Below are 15,417 nucleotides of genomic sequence, written 5' to 3' on the forward strand. Positions count from 1 at the left end.
TAGGCGAAGCCTCGAAGCATCCACCAGGATGGAGCGAGAATGCTGCAACACACCCTTCGAGGCTCGCTTCGCTCGCACCTCAGGGTGAGGGCGGAGAAGCCAAATAATCATGCAGCACATGGCCGGCGACGAGGGTGAAGTCGGCGCGCCACCAGAAGCCTTCGAGCATCTCACGGACCGGCAGGCGATAGACGGGCGCCTGCACATTGGGCCTGAGCTCCACCGTGCACGGCCCCGACCAGCATTCATGCACGGTAAGCGCGCCGAGCCGGCGAGCGGTCAGCTGCCGGATCGCCGGCGTACCGTCGATATGATTGATCGCCTTGAGATTGATGTTGAGCGCGAAATCGAAATACTCGGCGAGCCGCCTGATGTCCGAGCGCTGCTGCTTATAGGCCATGGTGCCGGTGAGCACGTCGATGCCGTTGCGCTCGATGGTCCCGACCCAGGCATCGCCGCGCGCCTCGAGATGGGGACGGCCGAGCTTCTTCGGCTGGCCATGCACTTCACGGCCATGCACCACGCCGCCATCGGACGACAGGAACAGATAGGGCGAATAGCCGCCGGCCGTATCCTTGTAGCGGCAGCCGACCATGACGTTGCTTTCGAAATAAGGTCCCAGCCATTCCGTGTCGTTCATCTTGTAGATATGAGCGAGCACGACATCGGATGCGGCTTCGAGCGGCGGCGGCAGGATACGCTGGATGGCGTCCTTGTCGCTGCGCCAGGCGAGCGTCATCACTTCGGCATTGCGGAAGGTGAACGGGAAAGCCGGCACGGTCGGCGCATCGAAGGGCGTCGAGAATCCATCGGCCAGCAATTGCTCCAGCGTCAGACGGTTCGCCGTCTGGACTTTCCAGTCAGTCATTTTTCTTAGCCTTCTTCGTCATCGCCGCTTTCGTCGTCTCGTGCACGCTGCGCATGTGGCGGACCATGGCGGCTGCGATCCGCTCAGGATCCTTGGCTTCGAGCGCCGTCACGATCTCTTCATGGTCCTTCACCGAGCGCGCCAGCACGCCCGACGTTTCCCAGGCGATCTTGCGGTATTCGAAGCCCAGCACATAAAGCGATTCCGAAATGCGCTCGAGAAAGGGGTTGTCGAGGGCGGCGCCCAGCGTGCGGTGGAACTCCATGTCGGAGACGCGGAAGGCCACCGGATTGCCGGTGAGGCCCTTCTGGATCTCGACCATCTTGCGCAGGCGTACCGTGGTGGCCGACGTTATCTTCTGGGCGAGCAGGCGTCCAATGGCGCCTTCCACCACGACGCGTGATTCATGCAGCGATTCGAAATTATCCGCCGACAAGGTGATCAGCATCTGCAAGGGCGCCAGGATCTCGGCGGCCTTGAGTGAGGTGACGAAGAGCCCGCCGCCCTGGCGTGCCCGGAGCACGCCCAGGATCTGCAGGCCGCGCACCGCCTCGCGCACCGAAGGGCGCGACACTTGCAAAGTGGCGGCGAGCTCACGCTCGGTCGGCAATTGCTGGCCGGGCCTGACACTGCCGGTGCGGATCAGGTCCAGCAGATTGCGCGCCACCTGCTCGGCGACCGATACACGCTCGATCGGCGCCATGTCGTCCAGCGACGGCCGCTCCTGTTTGTCCTCACCCACGCTTTTCAAACCCCTTTTTATCCTTCACCCTTAAGGCGAGTGATAGACCAGTTACATCTTCTTGTCATGATTGGCCCGCCGGCTTCGGTGGAAAGAACGGCACGCCATAATCGGCCTCGAAGCCGCCATCGACATGGAAGACATGGCCGTTCACGTAAGATGCTTCATCCGAGCACAGGAAATGGATGGCCTTGGCGATTTCGACCGGATCGGCGAGACGGCGCTGCGGCGTGCGCTCGAGGATCGGCCCGACATCGAGGCGCCCCTCCTTGATGACATTACGTACGAGATCGGTCTCGACATAGCCGGGCGCCACGGCGTTGACACGCAGGCCCCGCGCCGCCCATTCGACCGCTGCCGTCTTGGTGAGCGACACGATGGCGGCCTTGGACGCCGCATAAGGCGCCCGCCCGGCCGCTCCGCGCGTCGCCGCGACCGAAGCAAGATTGACGATCGCCCCCGACCCTTGCGGCAGCATGATCTTCGCCGCCGCCTGCAGGCAGCGGAAGGAGCCATTGAGATTGATGTCGAGCACCGCTTTCCAGTTCTCGAAAGTCAATTCGGCGAGCGGCGCATGGCGCTGGATGCCGGCATTGTTGATGAGCGCATAGAGCCCGCCCCATTGCGCGAGATGGCTTGCGAAGGCGGCATCGACGGAGGCCTGATCGGTGACGTCGAGCGGCAGCGCCAGCATATGATCGGGATAGGCGACGGCGCGCTTCCTGGCTTCGGCGACATCGACATCGCCGAGGGTGACCTTCCAGCCCTTCTCGACAAACAGTTCGGCGCTGGCCCAGCCGATGCCGCGCGCGGCCCCGGTGATGAGAACGGATCTGGTTTTGCTGCTCATGTCAGGTGCTCGTCTGGACGGCATGGCGGTAGGCATGGCGTTTCAGCGCCTCGTCCTTCAGCTTGAGGCCGGTACCCGGTGCCTCGGCCACATCGAGATACCCGTTTTTTATATCTGCAAAAGCCGGCCTTTCGATCAGCATATGCGAGCAGTCGAAGGGGCGGTCGGCCGGAAAGATCTCGATGTGGTCGGCGAATTCATTGGCGAGCGCCAGATGGCGATGCACTTCCGGATTGACGTGATAGGAGACGCGTAAGCTCCGCGCCGCCGCCTTGGCGGCAAGGCCGAGCGCCGCATCGACGCCGCCGATCGTCGTCGCATCGACGCGCACGACATCGACCGCCCCATTGTCCATCAGCGCTTCGAGATCGAGGGCGCGCGTGCATTCGTCACCGACGCCGACTGGCACCGGCGACTGGCGGGTGAGGACGCCGATCTCGACGATGCGGGTCCGCGCCATCGGATCTTCGATCCAGGCGATGCCGAGGTTGCGCCAGGCTTCCGCCGCTTCGAGGCCTTGCCGCGCGGTGCGCCAGGACCAGGCGAGGTCGCAGCTGAATTCGGCATCAGGCACCGTCGCGCGGACATGCGCGAGAATCCTGCGCACCGGTTCAGCCGCACCGTAATGCGCGGCTTCGAGCTTGAAGAAGCGATAGCCCTCTTGCGCGCGAGCGATCAGGCGCCTGGCGATGTCGTCCTCGCTCTCGCCGCCCATCCGATACCCCTCGACCAGCGCCACGCGCAATGCGCGCGGGCTTCCGCCAAGCAGCTTCCACAGCGGCACGCCGCGCGCCTGCGCCTTCAGATCCCAGAGGCAGACATCGATGAGCGAACGGGCGCGGCCGATGACACCGTCTTCGTCGGTGGCGCGGCTCACCAGCGCCATCTCGTCGAGGCGCGCCGCCGTGTCGAGCGCATCCTTGCCGACGAGCTTGGGGGCCAGGAGATCAGAGATCGCCACATCGACGGGCGAGCGCCTGGTATGGCCGAGACAATCGGCGACGAGGCCGCCTTTGGTGACGATGCGCACCGCCGCATATTGGCGCGCCGTGACGGTGAAGGCGCCGAAAGAGAGAGTGCCCGGCAAGGGCAGGTCGACGGCCCAGCTTTCGATGCGCTCGATGGTCGTATCACGCGTCATGAATCCCACAGGTTCCTTTTCTCAAGATTTTTTCAACAAATTTTCTTGCGGTCCGGCGGAGAACCTGCTGAATTGGTCAGGCCATTGTACAAAGCTTACCAATAAAGGCGCAAGTCAAAAGAATACACCCGGAGACCTTTCCCGGACTGCATTCCGCTATTTCGGACATGCTTGCACTCACGCCGAGAACCTGCAAGCTGCACGGAAAGTGACGACATCAGAAATCACTCACCAGGGAGAAAAGTATGAAACTATCCGTTGCTGTTTTGGCGTTTACCGTCGCTCTGGGTGGGGCCGCAGCCCATGCCCAGGAGTTCAAGCACGAAGCTTCGCCGTCGATCGAAGCTTGCGGCGATGCCTCTTATGAGAAGGCCAAGACCGAAGGCCTCACCATCGGCATCTCGCCGTCCCCGCCCTTCACCTCGATCAATCCCGACACCCAGAAGGCGGAGGGCCTCGAGGTCGAGATCAACGAGGCGGCCTATAAATGGGCGGGCCTTGACAAGCTCAAATATGAAGTGATGCCCTTCGGCCAGCTCATCCCGGCGCTGATCGCCAAGCGCATCGACGTGGTGACGGCGCTGCACATCACGCCCGACCGCAAGAAGGTCATCTCCTTCGGCGGCCCGGCCTATTGGTATGGCCCCGCCATCATGGTGAAGAAGGGCAATCCCGACGGGATCAAATCCTATGACGATCTGAAGGGCAAGTCGATCGGCGCCATCGCCGGCTCGGCTGCGGACGAATATCTGCGCAAGATCGGCGCCGAGGTCGTCCCCTTCCAGACCGATGCCGAGCAGTTCAGCGCGGTCGCCACCGGCCGGGTGAGCGCCATCGTCGATGACGACACCAAGATCAATCTCTTCCTCGCCGCCAACAAGGAGTCGCCGCTCGAGCTGCTGGGCGGCATCAAGGTGCCGGACGAGCTGATCTTCGAATATGGCTACGGCTATGTGCGCGCCGGCTTCCGTAAGGAAGACTGCTCGCTCCGCGCCGCGGTCAGCGCCGGCATCGCCGAAGTGCGGGGCAATGGCGAAGTGTCGGCGGTCCTGAAGAAATACGGCTTCAACGACGCCAATCTCTTCTTCTTCCCGCTCAACAACAAATAAAGCTTGTGGCACCATTGGATGAGCGGGTGATCCATATCGCCCGCTCAATCTTTTTCAGGCCGGAGAATCGCTATGGATCTGCTGAATTTCGATGTCATCCGTGACTATTGGCACGTCTTCCTGCGCGGCCTCGGCCTCACCATCTTCCTGACCGTCGTCACCATGGTGCTGGCGAGCATGCTGGCGATCCCGCTGGCACTGGCGCGTCTTTCGGCCAAGCGCCTGTTCCGCTGGCCCGCTAACATCTTCGTCGAATTCATGCGCGCCACGCCGCTGATCCTGCAGCTGATCTACATTTATTATGTGCTGCCGACCGCCGGCATCAAGCTCAACCCGCTCGTCGCCGCCATCACCGGCCTCACGCTGCATTATTCCGCTTATCTGAGCGAAGTATTCCGGGGCGGCATCCAGTCGATCGCCAAGGGCCAGACCGAGGCAGCCTTGAGCCTCGGCCTGTCGCGTTGGCTCGCCTTCCGCAAGGTTGTGCTGCCGCAGGCAACGCGTGCCATCCTACCCACTCTCGCCAATTATCTGATCTCGCTGTTCAAGGACACGTCGCTCGCCTCCGTCGTGACGGTGCAGGAGCTGATGTTCTCAGGCCAGATCATCTCGGCGAGGAACTTCCAATATTTCACCGTCTATACGGTGACCGCGCTTCTCTATTTCGCCGTCTGCTATCCTTCCGGCCTCGCGGTCCGGGTGCTCGAGGAGCATATCCGCAAAGGCCAGCGCTCGCGCGACGACAAGAAGATGCAGCAGGCAGCCGCGAGCCCTACGCCGACCGCCGCGTGATGATCGCATAAGCGAGCGCCAGAACCGCCACGCACAGTCCCGCGGCGAGCGTCGCTTGGGCGCCATGCCCGATCGTGGCGCCGCCGACCGCCGAGCCGAGTCCGACGCCGGCATAGATCGCGGAGGAGTTGAGCGCGATCACCACCGGCGCCTGGTCGGGTGCGGCGGCGATCAGGCGCAATTGCTGCGGCGGCGTCTGCGACCAGCTGGCGGCACCCCAGCCGATGACGAGGAGGCCGACAAGAACAATGTGACTCGCGGTCTCGACGAGACTCAACGACCATAAGGCGCCGAAGCTCACCGTGAGCAGTAGATAGGCGCCGATCAGGACGACAAAGGGGCTGGCCCGATCGGTCAGCATGCCGGAAACATAATTGCCGGCGACCGCGCCGAAGCCATAGCAGAGCAGCATGGCCGTGACCGCGCCTGAGGGAATGAACAGCGCCTCCAGCATCGGCAGCGTGAAAGCATAAGGCACATAGGTAGCCATCATGCCGAGCACGGTGAGCGGCAGCACGATCATCACCCGCGGCTGCGTGAGGAGAGCGAGGCGGCCGCTGAGGCTAACACGAACCGCGCCGGCAAGATGCGGCATCCGCAAGGCGACGCCGATCATCGCGGCGAAAGCGACGAGACCGACCAGCGCCAATGCGCTCCGCCAGTCGAAGAGCGTGCTCGCCACATGGCCGAGCGGCACGCCGAGTGCCATCGAGGCCGACAGCCCGCCGATGACGATGGCAAGTGCCCGGCCGCGCTGCTCGGGCCCGACCAGCTGGGCGGCCGCGGCGCCGGCATTGGGCGTATAGGCCGCCGCAGCCGCAGCGGCCAGGATGCGCGTTACGATCAGGATGGCGAAGCTCGGCGCCAAAGCCGAGCCGATATTGGCGAGGCCGAGCAGGAAAAGCGCCGCGATCAGCAGCCGGCGGCGTGGCATGCTCGCGGTGAAGGTGGCGATGATCGGGGCGAGCAGCGCATAAGCCAGCGCGAAGACTGTTACCGACTGGCCAGCCATGGCGGTCGTGACACCAAGTCCTTTCGCCATGGACGGCAGAAAGGCCGACACGATGAAAGCGTCGGTGCCGACGGCGAAGGTGCCGAGCGCCAGGATCAGGACTGAGCCCAGGCCGTTATTCTGCGGTTGCGTCATCGGGGTAATTTGCCTCGTGCCATTGGCGCACTCGCGCGACATTGCGCAGAGACAGGATGCGGTTCAGATCGGCGACCGCTTGTATATCCAGATCATGAAACTACGCAATATCGCACATGAGATTATGAAAGCGGACAGTTCTCCCAAGTTTCCCCTTCGCCCGTTGCGAAGCAATGGGAGAAGGTGGCCGAAGGCCGGATGAGGGCTCTTCCTTGTCGACGAAGAGCCCTCACCCGCCCTGTCGGGCACCCTCTCCCATCCTGCGGACGGGAGAGGCGGAAAATCGGAGAGAGAAAGAGCTAGCCGATCACCGGAACAATCAGATGCGATGGACGCTCGGCATCGTGGAAGATCGTCTGTGTCGCCTTGACCGACAGTCCCGGACTGCCGCCGCGATTGCGGTTGCGTTCGAATTTGGGGAAGTCGGCCGAGGAGATGTCGAGCCGCAGACGATGGCCGGTGGCGAAGCGATTGGCCGTCGCCCACATGTCGATCTCGAAACAATAGACGCGGCCCGGCTCGAGCAGCGCCGTCTCGCCTTTGGCGAGCGGCCGGTAACGGGTGCGCAGCACGCCATTCTGCAGCTGGATGGCGCGGCCGTCCGGAAACACGTCGCTGAGTCGTCCGTAAAGATCCGTCTCGGGCGCCGATGAGCTGGCATAAAGGATGAGCCGCAACGGCCCCACCACATCGAGATCGTGGGTCAAGACGTCGCTCGTATAGGTGACGACATCGCCGCGCTGCTGAACCTCCGAGATATCGACGCTGCCGGCGCGATAGACCGCCGACAGGATGCTGCCGCCGAGCGTTGGAGTCGGATCGTCGGGATCAAACGTGTAAAAGTCGGCGGCCGATGACGCAGGCGGATCATCGACGAGCCGTCCCTCCGCCCCGAGATAGAGGCGCCTCTCCTGAGCTTCCGGTGGCGGCCAGGCTTCGGCCGTGCGCCATTCATTGGCGCCCATCAGATAATAAGTGACGGGGGGAATTTCCCGCGCCTTGCCTTCTCTGATCGATCCATACCAATGGAGCAGCAATTCGAGATTCTCACCCGAGCGATACGTGCGCCGCAAGGCGACATGCTCGGCCTCGCCTTCGTGATAGCCCGGCACATTATGGGCGCTGGGCGTGATCAGGATCCGGCTCGCGCGCGCTTGTGCGGTACCTTTCCGCGTCAGTTGCGTAAAACTTTCGAGCGCATCGCCGAGGCACCAGTCATACCAGCCCGTCACCATCAGAGCCGGCGTATGGATGCCGGCACAGAGCTCAGCCACGCCGGCGCGCGGCAGCATCAGCGCATCGGGATCGACGGCCGGGCCGAAAAGCGGATTGAGCTTGGTGGTGCTGACAAAGGTGATGGTCTCCTCACCGAGCGCCTCTTTCAGGAAGCGCACCCGCCCGTCCGGATCGAGGCTGTTATAATGCTTCCACAGCCAGTCCCAGCGCTGCGATTCCGACAGCATCTCGAGCTGCGGGAAACGCGCTTTGACGTTATCCGGCAAGGGTGAATGCAAGGGGTCGTTGAAATAGCCGGTCGCCCAGGTCTCGTCCCTCATTTGCGCCTCGAGCAGAGCGCGGTCGACATTGACCTTGTCCTTGCCTTTGCCGACGGTGCGCGAATAGGCGTTGAGGAACATATGGAAGCGCACGCCATGGCTGGGCGCGATGCCGAGGCCCGCGACTTCCGGCATCGTGGCGGTCATCTTTGGGTTGGTCGCCATGCCGAATTGCGTGCCGCCGTCATAGGAGCCGCCCATCGCGCCGATGAAGCCGTCGCACCAGGATTGCCCGGCCACCCAGTCGACGAAATCGTTGCTGTCCTCGCCCTCATGGACATAGAAGTCCCAGCTGTCCGGCTCGCTGTCGCCGGTGCCGCGCACATCCTGGCAGATCACCACATAACCGCGCTGCGCCAGCGCCATGGAGATCTCGGCATAACGCGCGCGGCCATAGGGGCTGCGCACCGCGATGACCGGCGCCGGCAGCTTGGGCGGCAGATGCAGATGCGCCGCGAGCCTGACCCCGTCGCGCATGCTGACGAATTGGGTTTCCTGACGGATCGCCTCCACCGGATAAACCGCCGGTGTGCTGATCTCGCCGGCGAGCGCGGCGCGGAACCTGTCCATCTCACGCACCCCAGATGCGTTCGAAGACGGTGAGGAAGTTCTCACCGAGCACGCCCCTCACCTCGTCATCCGAGAAGCCGCGTGATTTGAGCGCGGCACGGACATTGCCGGCCTCGGCATGACTCGCGATGCCGACCGGAAACTGCCAGGGGGGCATCGGGATATAACGCTCGTCATAGCCGAAATAGACATAGTCGTCCTCGTCTTCCTCGGCGAAGTCGAAGCCGAGACCGACATGCTCGATGCCGACGAGATCGGCCATATAGGCCACATGGTCGATCAGCATGTCGAGCGTCGCCTGCTTGTCGCGGGTGAGGAAGAACGGCGCGGCACAGACGCCGATGGCGCCGCCCGACGCCGCCACCGCGCGGATGAGGTCATCGGAGACGTTGCGCGGCGTGTCGAGCAAGGCGCGGGCATTGGCATGGGTGACGACGACGGGACGTGTCGCCGCTTCCGTCGCCTCGAGCGCGGTGCGGGCCCCGGCATGCGAGAGATCGACCGCCATGGCGAGATCCTCCATGCGGCGGATCACCTTGCGGCCGAATTTGCTCAGGCCCGCATCGGTCGGCTCGAAACAGCCGTCACCCAGCCGGTTGCGTGAATTATAGGTGAGCTGCATGGCGCGCAGGCCCACATCGTGAAACACATTGAGGAAGTCGAGCTCGTCCTCGATCGGATCGGCGCCCTGGAAATGAAACACGATGGCCGTCTCGCCCGCCGCTTTCGCCGCCCTGATATCGGCGACCGACCGCGCGATCCTGATCTTCTGCTTGCGCGCCCGCTCGATCTCGAGCCAGTTGGCGATGATCTCCATGGTGGTGCGGAAATCCTCGATGGCGCCGGCCGAGGTGAAGACCGCATCGATGCCGCCGGCCACAATACCCGGCAGAATCTTGCCGAGCTCGCGCGGCTGCAGCATCGGCGCCGTCGCATCCAGATAGATCGTCTTTTCGGGCGAGGTTTCGGCTCTCATGATCGGCTGTTTCCTTGTTGATGCTTGGAATGTTCGGCAAGCCAGCAGCGCGCGAAGCGTCCCTCGCCCACCGGGAAAGCGGGCGGCTGCTCTTCGGCACACGACCGCAGGCGCGCCGGGCAGCGCGGCTCGAAGGCGCAGCCCGCCGGCAAGGAAGCGAGATCGGGCGGGCGCCCGGCAATGGTCTGGAGCCCCTCCTCGACGCGCCGGTCGATGCGCGGCACGGCATTGAGAAGTGCCCGCGTATAGGGATGCTCAGGGTTAGCGAAGACCTGCGCCGTCGGCCCCGCTTCGACGATGCGGCCGGCATACATTACGAGCACCCGCGTACAGAAGCGCGAGACGAGCGCGATATTATGCGAGATGAGGAGGATGGCGGTGCCCGTCTCCTTGTTCATGCGGCCGAGCAGTCCCATGATCTGGGCCTGCACGGTCACGTCGAGCGCCGTGGTCGGCTCGTCCGCGATGAGGAGCTTCGGCGCATTGGCCATGCCGATGGCGATCACCACGCGCTGGCGCATGCCGCCCGAATATTGATGCGGGTAATCCCGCGCCCGTGCTTCCGGATCGGGAATACGCACGCCTTGCAGCATCTCGACCGAACGGCGCCAGGATTGTGCGGGTGTGACCCGGTGATGCGCCTCGACCGTCTCGGCGACCTGACGGCCGATGCGCAGCACCGGATTGAGCGAGGCGGAGGGATCCTGGAAGATCATGCCGATCTCGTTGCCGCGCACTTCCCGCATCTCGGCTTCGGAGAGCCCGATCAGGTCGCGGCCATTGAGGGCGATGCGGCCGCCGGTGATGCGGCCGGGTTTCGGGATGAGCTGCAGCATCGACAGCGCCAGCATGGATTTGCCGGAGCCCGATTCCCCGACAATGCCGACCACTTCGCCTGGCGCTACGCTGAAGGAAAGGCCGTCCACCGCCTTCACCTCGCCGCGCCGGCTGGGGATGCGCACGCGCAGATCGTCGATCTGGAGCAAAGGCGCCGACATCAGGCAGCTCCTTTCAGCAAGGGCGAAGTGGAAAGCAGCGGCGCGATCTCGTCGGAGAAATGACAGGCGGCCAAATGCCCGCCTTCTCCGGCGGACACCGGAGCCTGCGTCGCGCAGCGTTCCGGATGGCCGAGCTTGCCGCTGAGCCAGCAGCGGGTGTGGAAGCGGCAGCCACTCGGCACGCGCGACGGTGACGGCGGATCGCCGGCGAGCAGGAAGTCCTCGGCCACCGGCGACGGTCCGCTGCCGAGCGTCGGAACGGAGGAGAGCAAGGCGACCGTATAAGGATGGCGTGGTGCCGAGAAAAGCTGCTCGGTCTCGGCGATCTCGACGATGCGGCCGAGATACATCACGGCGACGCGGCTCGCCATCTGCCGCACCACAGCGAGGTCATGCGAAATGAAGACATAAGTCAGCCGCAGGCGGCGCTGCAGGTCGATCAGCAGATTGACGATCTGCGCCTGGATCGAGACATCGAGCGCGCTCAAGGGCTCGTCGCAGATGATGAGCTTCGGCTCGCAGGCAAGCGCCCGGGCGATGCCGATGCGCTGGCGCTGGCCGCCCGAGAATTCACGCGGCAAACGCTGCGCCATGTCGGCGCCGAGCCCGACCATGTCGAGCAGCTCGGCGACCCGTTTCTGGCGTGTCGCCCGGTCGACGCCGGCGATAAGCAGAGGCTCGCCGACGATCTCGCCCACCCGCTGGCGCGGATCGAGGCTGGCATAAGGATCCTGGAAGACCATCTGCAATTGCCGGCGCGCCTGGCGCAATTGCCGGTCACTCAGCGCCGTAAGCTCGGCACCGTCGAACATGACCTTGCCGCTCGTCGGCCGTTGCAGGAGCGCCAGCGAGCGTCCGAGCGTGGTCTTGCCGCAGCCCGATTCACCGACGATCGCCAGCGTCTCGCCCGGCGCCACGGTGAGGCTCACGCCATCGACGGCGCGCACCGCATTGAAGCGGACTTCGATGTCGCGGGCTTCGAGCAGGATCTCGTTCATGTGGCGGCTCCCCGCGACGCGCTGACCGCCGGATCGAGCAGGTCACGCAACGCATCGCCCACCACATTGAGGGCGAGCAGCGTCAGGCCGATTGCGAGTGCCGGAAAGACCAGGAGATGCGGATAGGACTGGATCGATTGCGCCCCGGAGGCGATCATCGTGCCCCAGCTCGGCGTCGGCGGATCGATGCCGACGCCGATGAAGCTCAGCCCCGCTTCGAGCAGGATCGCATTGGGCACGACGAAGGTGACGGCGATCAGGATGACCGGCAGCGTGTTGGGCAGGAGATGCTTGCGGATGATGAACCAATGGGAAGCGCCGGCGAGCCGGCACGCCAGCACATATTCGGCATGTTTGAGAGAGAGCACCTGGGCGCGCACCAGGCGCGAGGTGGTGACCCAGCCGGTGAGGCCCAGCGTGAGCAGCACGCCCAGAAGCCCGCCCGAGAGGCGATAGGCTTCCGCCAGCGGCGCCATCCAGCCGCTCACATCGCCACCGAGTTGGCCCTTGATCAAGGCCGCGAAGAGGATGGCGAACAACGTGTCGGGGAAGGCATACATGCTGTCGACGAAACGCATGATGGCATTGTCGATAAAGCCGCCGGCATAGGCGGCGATCGTGCCAACCAGCACGCCGATCGCCACCGCGATGATCGTCGAGGCGACGGCGACGGTGAGCGACACGCGGGCACCGACGGCGAGGCGCGCCACCATATCGCGCCCGAGCGCGTCGGTGCCGAGCCAGTATTTGAGCGACGGCCCGGAATTGCGCACCAGCACATTCTGGCGATAGGCGTCATGCGGCAGGAAGGACGAAAACAGCGCCAGCGCCAGCACCAGCAAAAGGAAAGCAAGGGCGAGGCTCAGCGCCGGATTGTGCCGGATGAAGCGCCACAGCCGGGTCACCATGCCGGCATCGCGCGGCGGGGCGAGATCGAGGACGCTCATCGGCCTTGCTCCAGGCGGGCGCGCGGATCGAGCAGGAAGTAAGAAAGATCGACCAGCAGATTGATCACCACCACGATCACCGCATAGATGAGCGTGGTACCGATGATGACCGGATAGTCACGCGCCGCGATGGCCAGCACGAAATAGCGTCCGAAGCCCGGTATGCCGGCGATCGATTCGACGAAGAAGGACCCGACCAGCACATAGGCGGCATAGGAGCCGGCGACGGTGATCGCCGGAATGAGGGCGTTGCGGCCCATATGATGGATGATGATCGGTAGCGGCTTCATGCCTTTGGCGCGTGCGGTGCGCACGAAATCGAGATTCATCACTTCCAGCATGCTGGTGCGGAAGCAGCGGATGACGGCGGCGAGCGGCGCCAGCGCCAGTGAGAAGATCGGCACCAGCGACGAGGCGGTGAAGAGACCTTTCCAGCCGAAGGTCGGCACGAGCCCCAGGCCCACGCCGAGAGAGACGATCAGGATCGAGGTCACGACATAGGTCGGCATGGAGATGCCGAGCGTGCTGATCATGCGGATGAGCCCGTCGACGGCCGGATGCCTGGTCAAGGCCGCCAGGGCGCCGAGCGGCAGGCCGAGAAGGACGGCGAGCAGCATCGCGGCGGCGCCGAGCTTGAGCGAGACGGGCAGGAAACGCGCGACGATGTCGTTCACCGACTGGGTACGGTCGCGATAGGACGGGCCGAAGTCGCCCTGCAGCGCGTTCCACAGATAGCTCGTATATTGCACGTATAGCGGCTTATCGAGATTGTATTTGGCATCGAGCACCGCCTTGATCGACGGCTCGATCGGCCGGTTGCCGCCCGAATCCCAGGGCGAGCCCGGCGTCGCATGGGCGATGAAGAACACCAGCGTATAGGCGATCAGCAAAGTGGGGATCGCGGACAGAATGCGTTTGATCAGAAAGGAAAGCATAATCGCACCCTGCCCGCGGAACTCTCACAATATCCTCACGCTGAGGTGGCCGCGAAGCGGCCCTCGAAGCGTCCATCAGGATAGAGCATACGCGCCGCACCAGACCCTTCGAGGCCCGCCTTCGGCGGGCACCTCAGGGTGAGGATGATGAGGGCCGTCACGCTCGATCCACCCGCTCTATTTAAAGGCAGCCTCGCCGATATGATACATGTTGAGCACGCCCTCATGGGCGAGCCCTTGCACATCGGGCTTCACCATCCACAGATCGGTCGGATTCTGCAGCGCGGTCATCGGCTGCTCCTCCTCGAGGATCTTGTTGGCCTGGCGATAAAGCTCGGCGCGCTTGGCGGGATCGGTCTCGGCATCCGCCTTCTTGACGATCTCGGCGAAGGCTTCATTGGTGAAGTGGTTCTGGCGCGGATCGGCGGTGACGAGATCGCCGAACCAGTTGGCGGGATCGGCATAGTCCGACCACCAGCCATTGATCATGATGTCGTATTTCTCGGTCTTGCGCGTCTGCACCCAGGCGCGGAAGGCATTGGCTTCCAGCACATTGATATTGGCCTGGATGCCGAGATTGTCGGACCACATCTGCTGCAGCAATTGCGCGATGAGCGGGCGCTCGCGCGTCGAGGTGGTCGAGATGGTGAATTGCGGGAAGCCCTTTCCATCCGGGAAGCCCGCCTCGGCGAGAAGCTTCTTGGCGCCCTCGATCGAGCCTTTGAGGGCGTCGGCCGTGTTGCTGCCGGGGATCGATTCGGGAACGATCGTGGTGGCGATGCGGTTGGTGCCGTCGCTGACCGCGGTGACGATCGCCTGCCGGTCGATGACGAGCGCCAGCGCATGGCGCACGCGTTTGTCGCTCCACGGCGCCTGCCGCATGTCGAACTGCACCCATTCGGTGGCGGCGAGCGCGAAGGGATCGAGCTGCTTGCCGAGATCGGCGTCGCCGCGGATGCGGGCGATGTCCTGTGAGGGCACGCAGGTGGTGAAGTCGATCTCGTCCGCCTCATAAGCGCGCAACTGCGCGGTGCATTGATCGCCCGAGGCGATCGTCATCTCGATGCGCGGAATTGCGGGCTTAGCACCACCATAATGCGGATTGGCCTCCATCACGATCGACTGGTCGTTGACGCGGCTCACGAGCTTGTAGGGGCCGTTGGAGAGCATGTGCTCGGGCGCCACCCATTTCTCGCCGAATTCCTCGACCACCGCCTTGGGCACCGGCGTCAGATAGGGCAGCGCCAGCTTGGCGCGGAATTGCGGCGCCGGCAGCGCCGTTACGACTTCGAATGTATACTCGCCGGTCGCCTTGATGCCGACCTTCTCGGCGTCGGTGAGGGTGCCCTTATTGTAGTCCATGGCATTCTCGACATCGCTCAGGAAGCTCGCGGTCTCGCTGCCGGTCTTGGGGTCGAGGATGCGTTTCCACGAATAGACCCAGTCGGCGGCGGTGACCGGCTGGCCGTTCGACCATTTGTAATCGGGATTGAGCGCGATCTTCCAGGTGCGGCCGTCGGGCGCCAGCTCGATGCTCTTGGCCTGCAGCAGCACCAGATTGCCGTCCTTGTCGGTGCGCGCCAAGGGCTGGAAGAGCTGCGCATTGACATAGATGGCGAAGTCGGCGGCGAGATTGGGATCCATGTAGCGCGGCTCGCCGACGATCATGCGGAAAGCGCTCTTGTCGCTGGCGGCGTCTACGGGGCCGGCCAGCGCGGTGGTGAACAGCGCGGCAATGGCGAAAGCCTTGAGGACATGTGATTTCAGCATTTTCTCTCCCCAGTTGAT

At 63.9% G+C, this 15,417-nt stretch carries 14 protein-coding genes; 2 read left to right on the forward strand and 12 right to left on the reverse strand.

The window, feature by feature from the left end; all coding sequences use genetic code 11:
• Window positions 1–79 precede the first annotated feature (79 nt).
• The 4 genes from JHL16_RS18975 to JHL16_RS18990 all read right to left on the reverse strand — a co-directional run bounded on the left by JHL16_RS18975 (window position 80) and on the right by JHL16_RS18990 (window position 3,601).
• Window positions 80–868 (reverse strand): acetoacetate decarboxylase family protein, encoded by a 789-nt coding sequence (locus tag JHL16_RS18975; protein WP_200186420.1) that lies wholly within the window; start codon window positions 866–868, stop codon window positions 80–82.
• Window positions 861–1,610 carry an FCD domain-containing protein gene (locus JHL16_RS18980; protein ID WP_200186421.1) on the reverse strand — a complete coding sequence of 250 codons (750 nt, stop codon included), beginning with the start codon at window positions 1,608–1,610 and terminating at the stop codon, window positions 861–863. Before JHL16_RS18980 ends, JHL16_RS18975 begins: the two co-directional genes overlap by 8 nt.
• Before the next feature lie 64 nt (window positions 1,611–1,674).
• Entirely contained in the window at window positions 1,675–2,460 is a 786-nt protein-coding gene (locus JHL16_RS18985; RefSeq protein WP_200186422.1) for an SDR family NAD(P)-dependent oxidoreductase, read from the reverse strand.
• 1 nt (window position 2,461) lies between these two features.
• Entirely contained in the window at window positions 2,462–3,601 is a 1,140-nt protein-coding gene (locus JHL16_RS18990) for a mandelate racemase/muconate lactonizing enzyme family protein (protein ID WP_200186423.1), read from the reverse strand.
• Between the two features lie 245 nt (window positions 3,602–3,846).
• Between JHL16_RS18990 and JHL16_RS18995 the strand changes: the two genes are divergently transcribed.
• On the forward strand, window positions 3,847–4,710 hold the full coding sequence (locus JHL16_RS18995) for a substrate-binding periplasmic protein (RefSeq protein ID WP_200186424.1): 864 nt from the start codon (window positions 3,847–3,849) through the stop codon (window positions 4,708–4,710).
• Window positions 4,711–4,782: 72 nt separating this feature from the next.
• On the forward strand, window positions 4,783–5,502 hold the full coding sequence (locus JHL16_RS19000; RefSeq protein ID WP_200186425.1) for an amino acid ABC transporter permease: 720 nt from the start codon (window positions 4,783–4,785) through the stop codon (window positions 5,500–5,502).
• Here the strand turns inward: JHL16_RS19000 and JHL16_RS19005 are convergent.
• The 8 genes from JHL16_RS19005 to JHL16_RS19040 all read right to left on the reverse strand — a co-directional run bounded on the left by JHL16_RS19005 (window position 5,483) and on the right by JHL16_RS19040 (window position 15,399).
• The gene (locus JHL16_RS19005) at window positions 5,483–6,649 is read right to left on the reverse strand and encodes an MFS transporter (protein ID WP_200186426.1); all 1,167 of its coding nucleotides are present in this window, start codon (window positions 6,647–6,649) and stop codon (window positions 5,483–5,485) included. The two genes, JHL16_RS19000 and JHL16_RS19005, sit on opposite strands and share 20 nt — an antisense overlap.
• Window positions 6,650–6,948: 299 nt before the next feature.
• Entirely contained in the window at window positions 6,949–8,775 is a 1,827-nt protein-coding gene (locus JHL16_RS19010; RefSeq protein ID WP_200186427.1) for a CocE/NonD family hydrolase, read from the reverse strand.
• Between the two features lies 1 nt (window position 8,776).
• Window positions 8,777–9,751 carry a dipeptidase gene (locus JHL16_RS19015; protein WP_200186428.1) on the reverse strand — a complete coding sequence of 325 codons (975 nt, stop codon included), beginning with the start codon at window positions 9,749–9,751 and terminating at the stop codon, window positions 8,777–8,779.
• Window positions 9,748–10,749, reverse strand: coding sequence for an ABC transporter ATP-binding protein (locus tag JHL16_RS19020; RefSeq protein WP_200186429.1), 1,002 nt, complete (start codon window positions 10,747–10,749; stop codon window positions 9,748–9,750). The genes JHL16_RS19015 and JHL16_RS19020 overlap by 4 nt, the downstream gene beginning before the upstream one ends.
• Window positions 10,749–11,747: an ABC transporter ATP-binding protein gene (locus JHL16_RS19025; RefSeq protein ID WP_200186430.1), complete on the reverse strand. Its 999-nt coding sequence runs from the start codon at window positions 11,745–11,747 to the stop codon at window positions 10,749–10,751. The genes JHL16_RS19020 and JHL16_RS19025 overlap by 1 nt, the downstream gene beginning before the upstream one ends.
• The gene (locus JHL16_RS19030) at window positions 11,744–12,694 is read right to left on the reverse strand and encodes an ABC transporter permease (RefSeq protein ID WP_246770977.1); all 951 of its coding nucleotides are present in this window, start codon (window positions 12,692–12,694) and stop codon (window positions 11,744–11,746) included. The genes JHL16_RS19025 and JHL16_RS19030 overlap by 4 nt, the downstream gene beginning before the upstream one ends.
• Entirely contained in the window at window positions 12,691–13,629 is a 939-nt protein-coding gene (locus JHL16_RS19035; RefSeq protein WP_200186431.1) for an ABC transporter permease, read from the reverse strand. Before JHL16_RS19035 ends, JHL16_RS19030 begins: the two co-directional genes overlap by 4 nt.
• 177 nt (window positions 13,630–13,806) lie before the next feature.
• Window positions 13,807–15,399, reverse strand: a complete 1,593-nt coding sequence (locus JHL16_RS19040) for a peptide ABC transporter substrate-binding protein (protein WP_200186432.1) — start codon at window positions 15,397–15,399, stop codon at window positions 13,807–13,809.
• Window positions 15,400–15,417 lie beyond the last annotated feature (18 nt).

Source organism: Taklimakanibacter albus, assembly GCF_016595235.1.
Classification (GTDB): domain Bacteria; phylum Pseudomonadota; class Alphaproteobacteria; order Rhizobiales; family Aestuariivirgaceae; genus Taklimakanibacter; species Taklimakanibacter albus.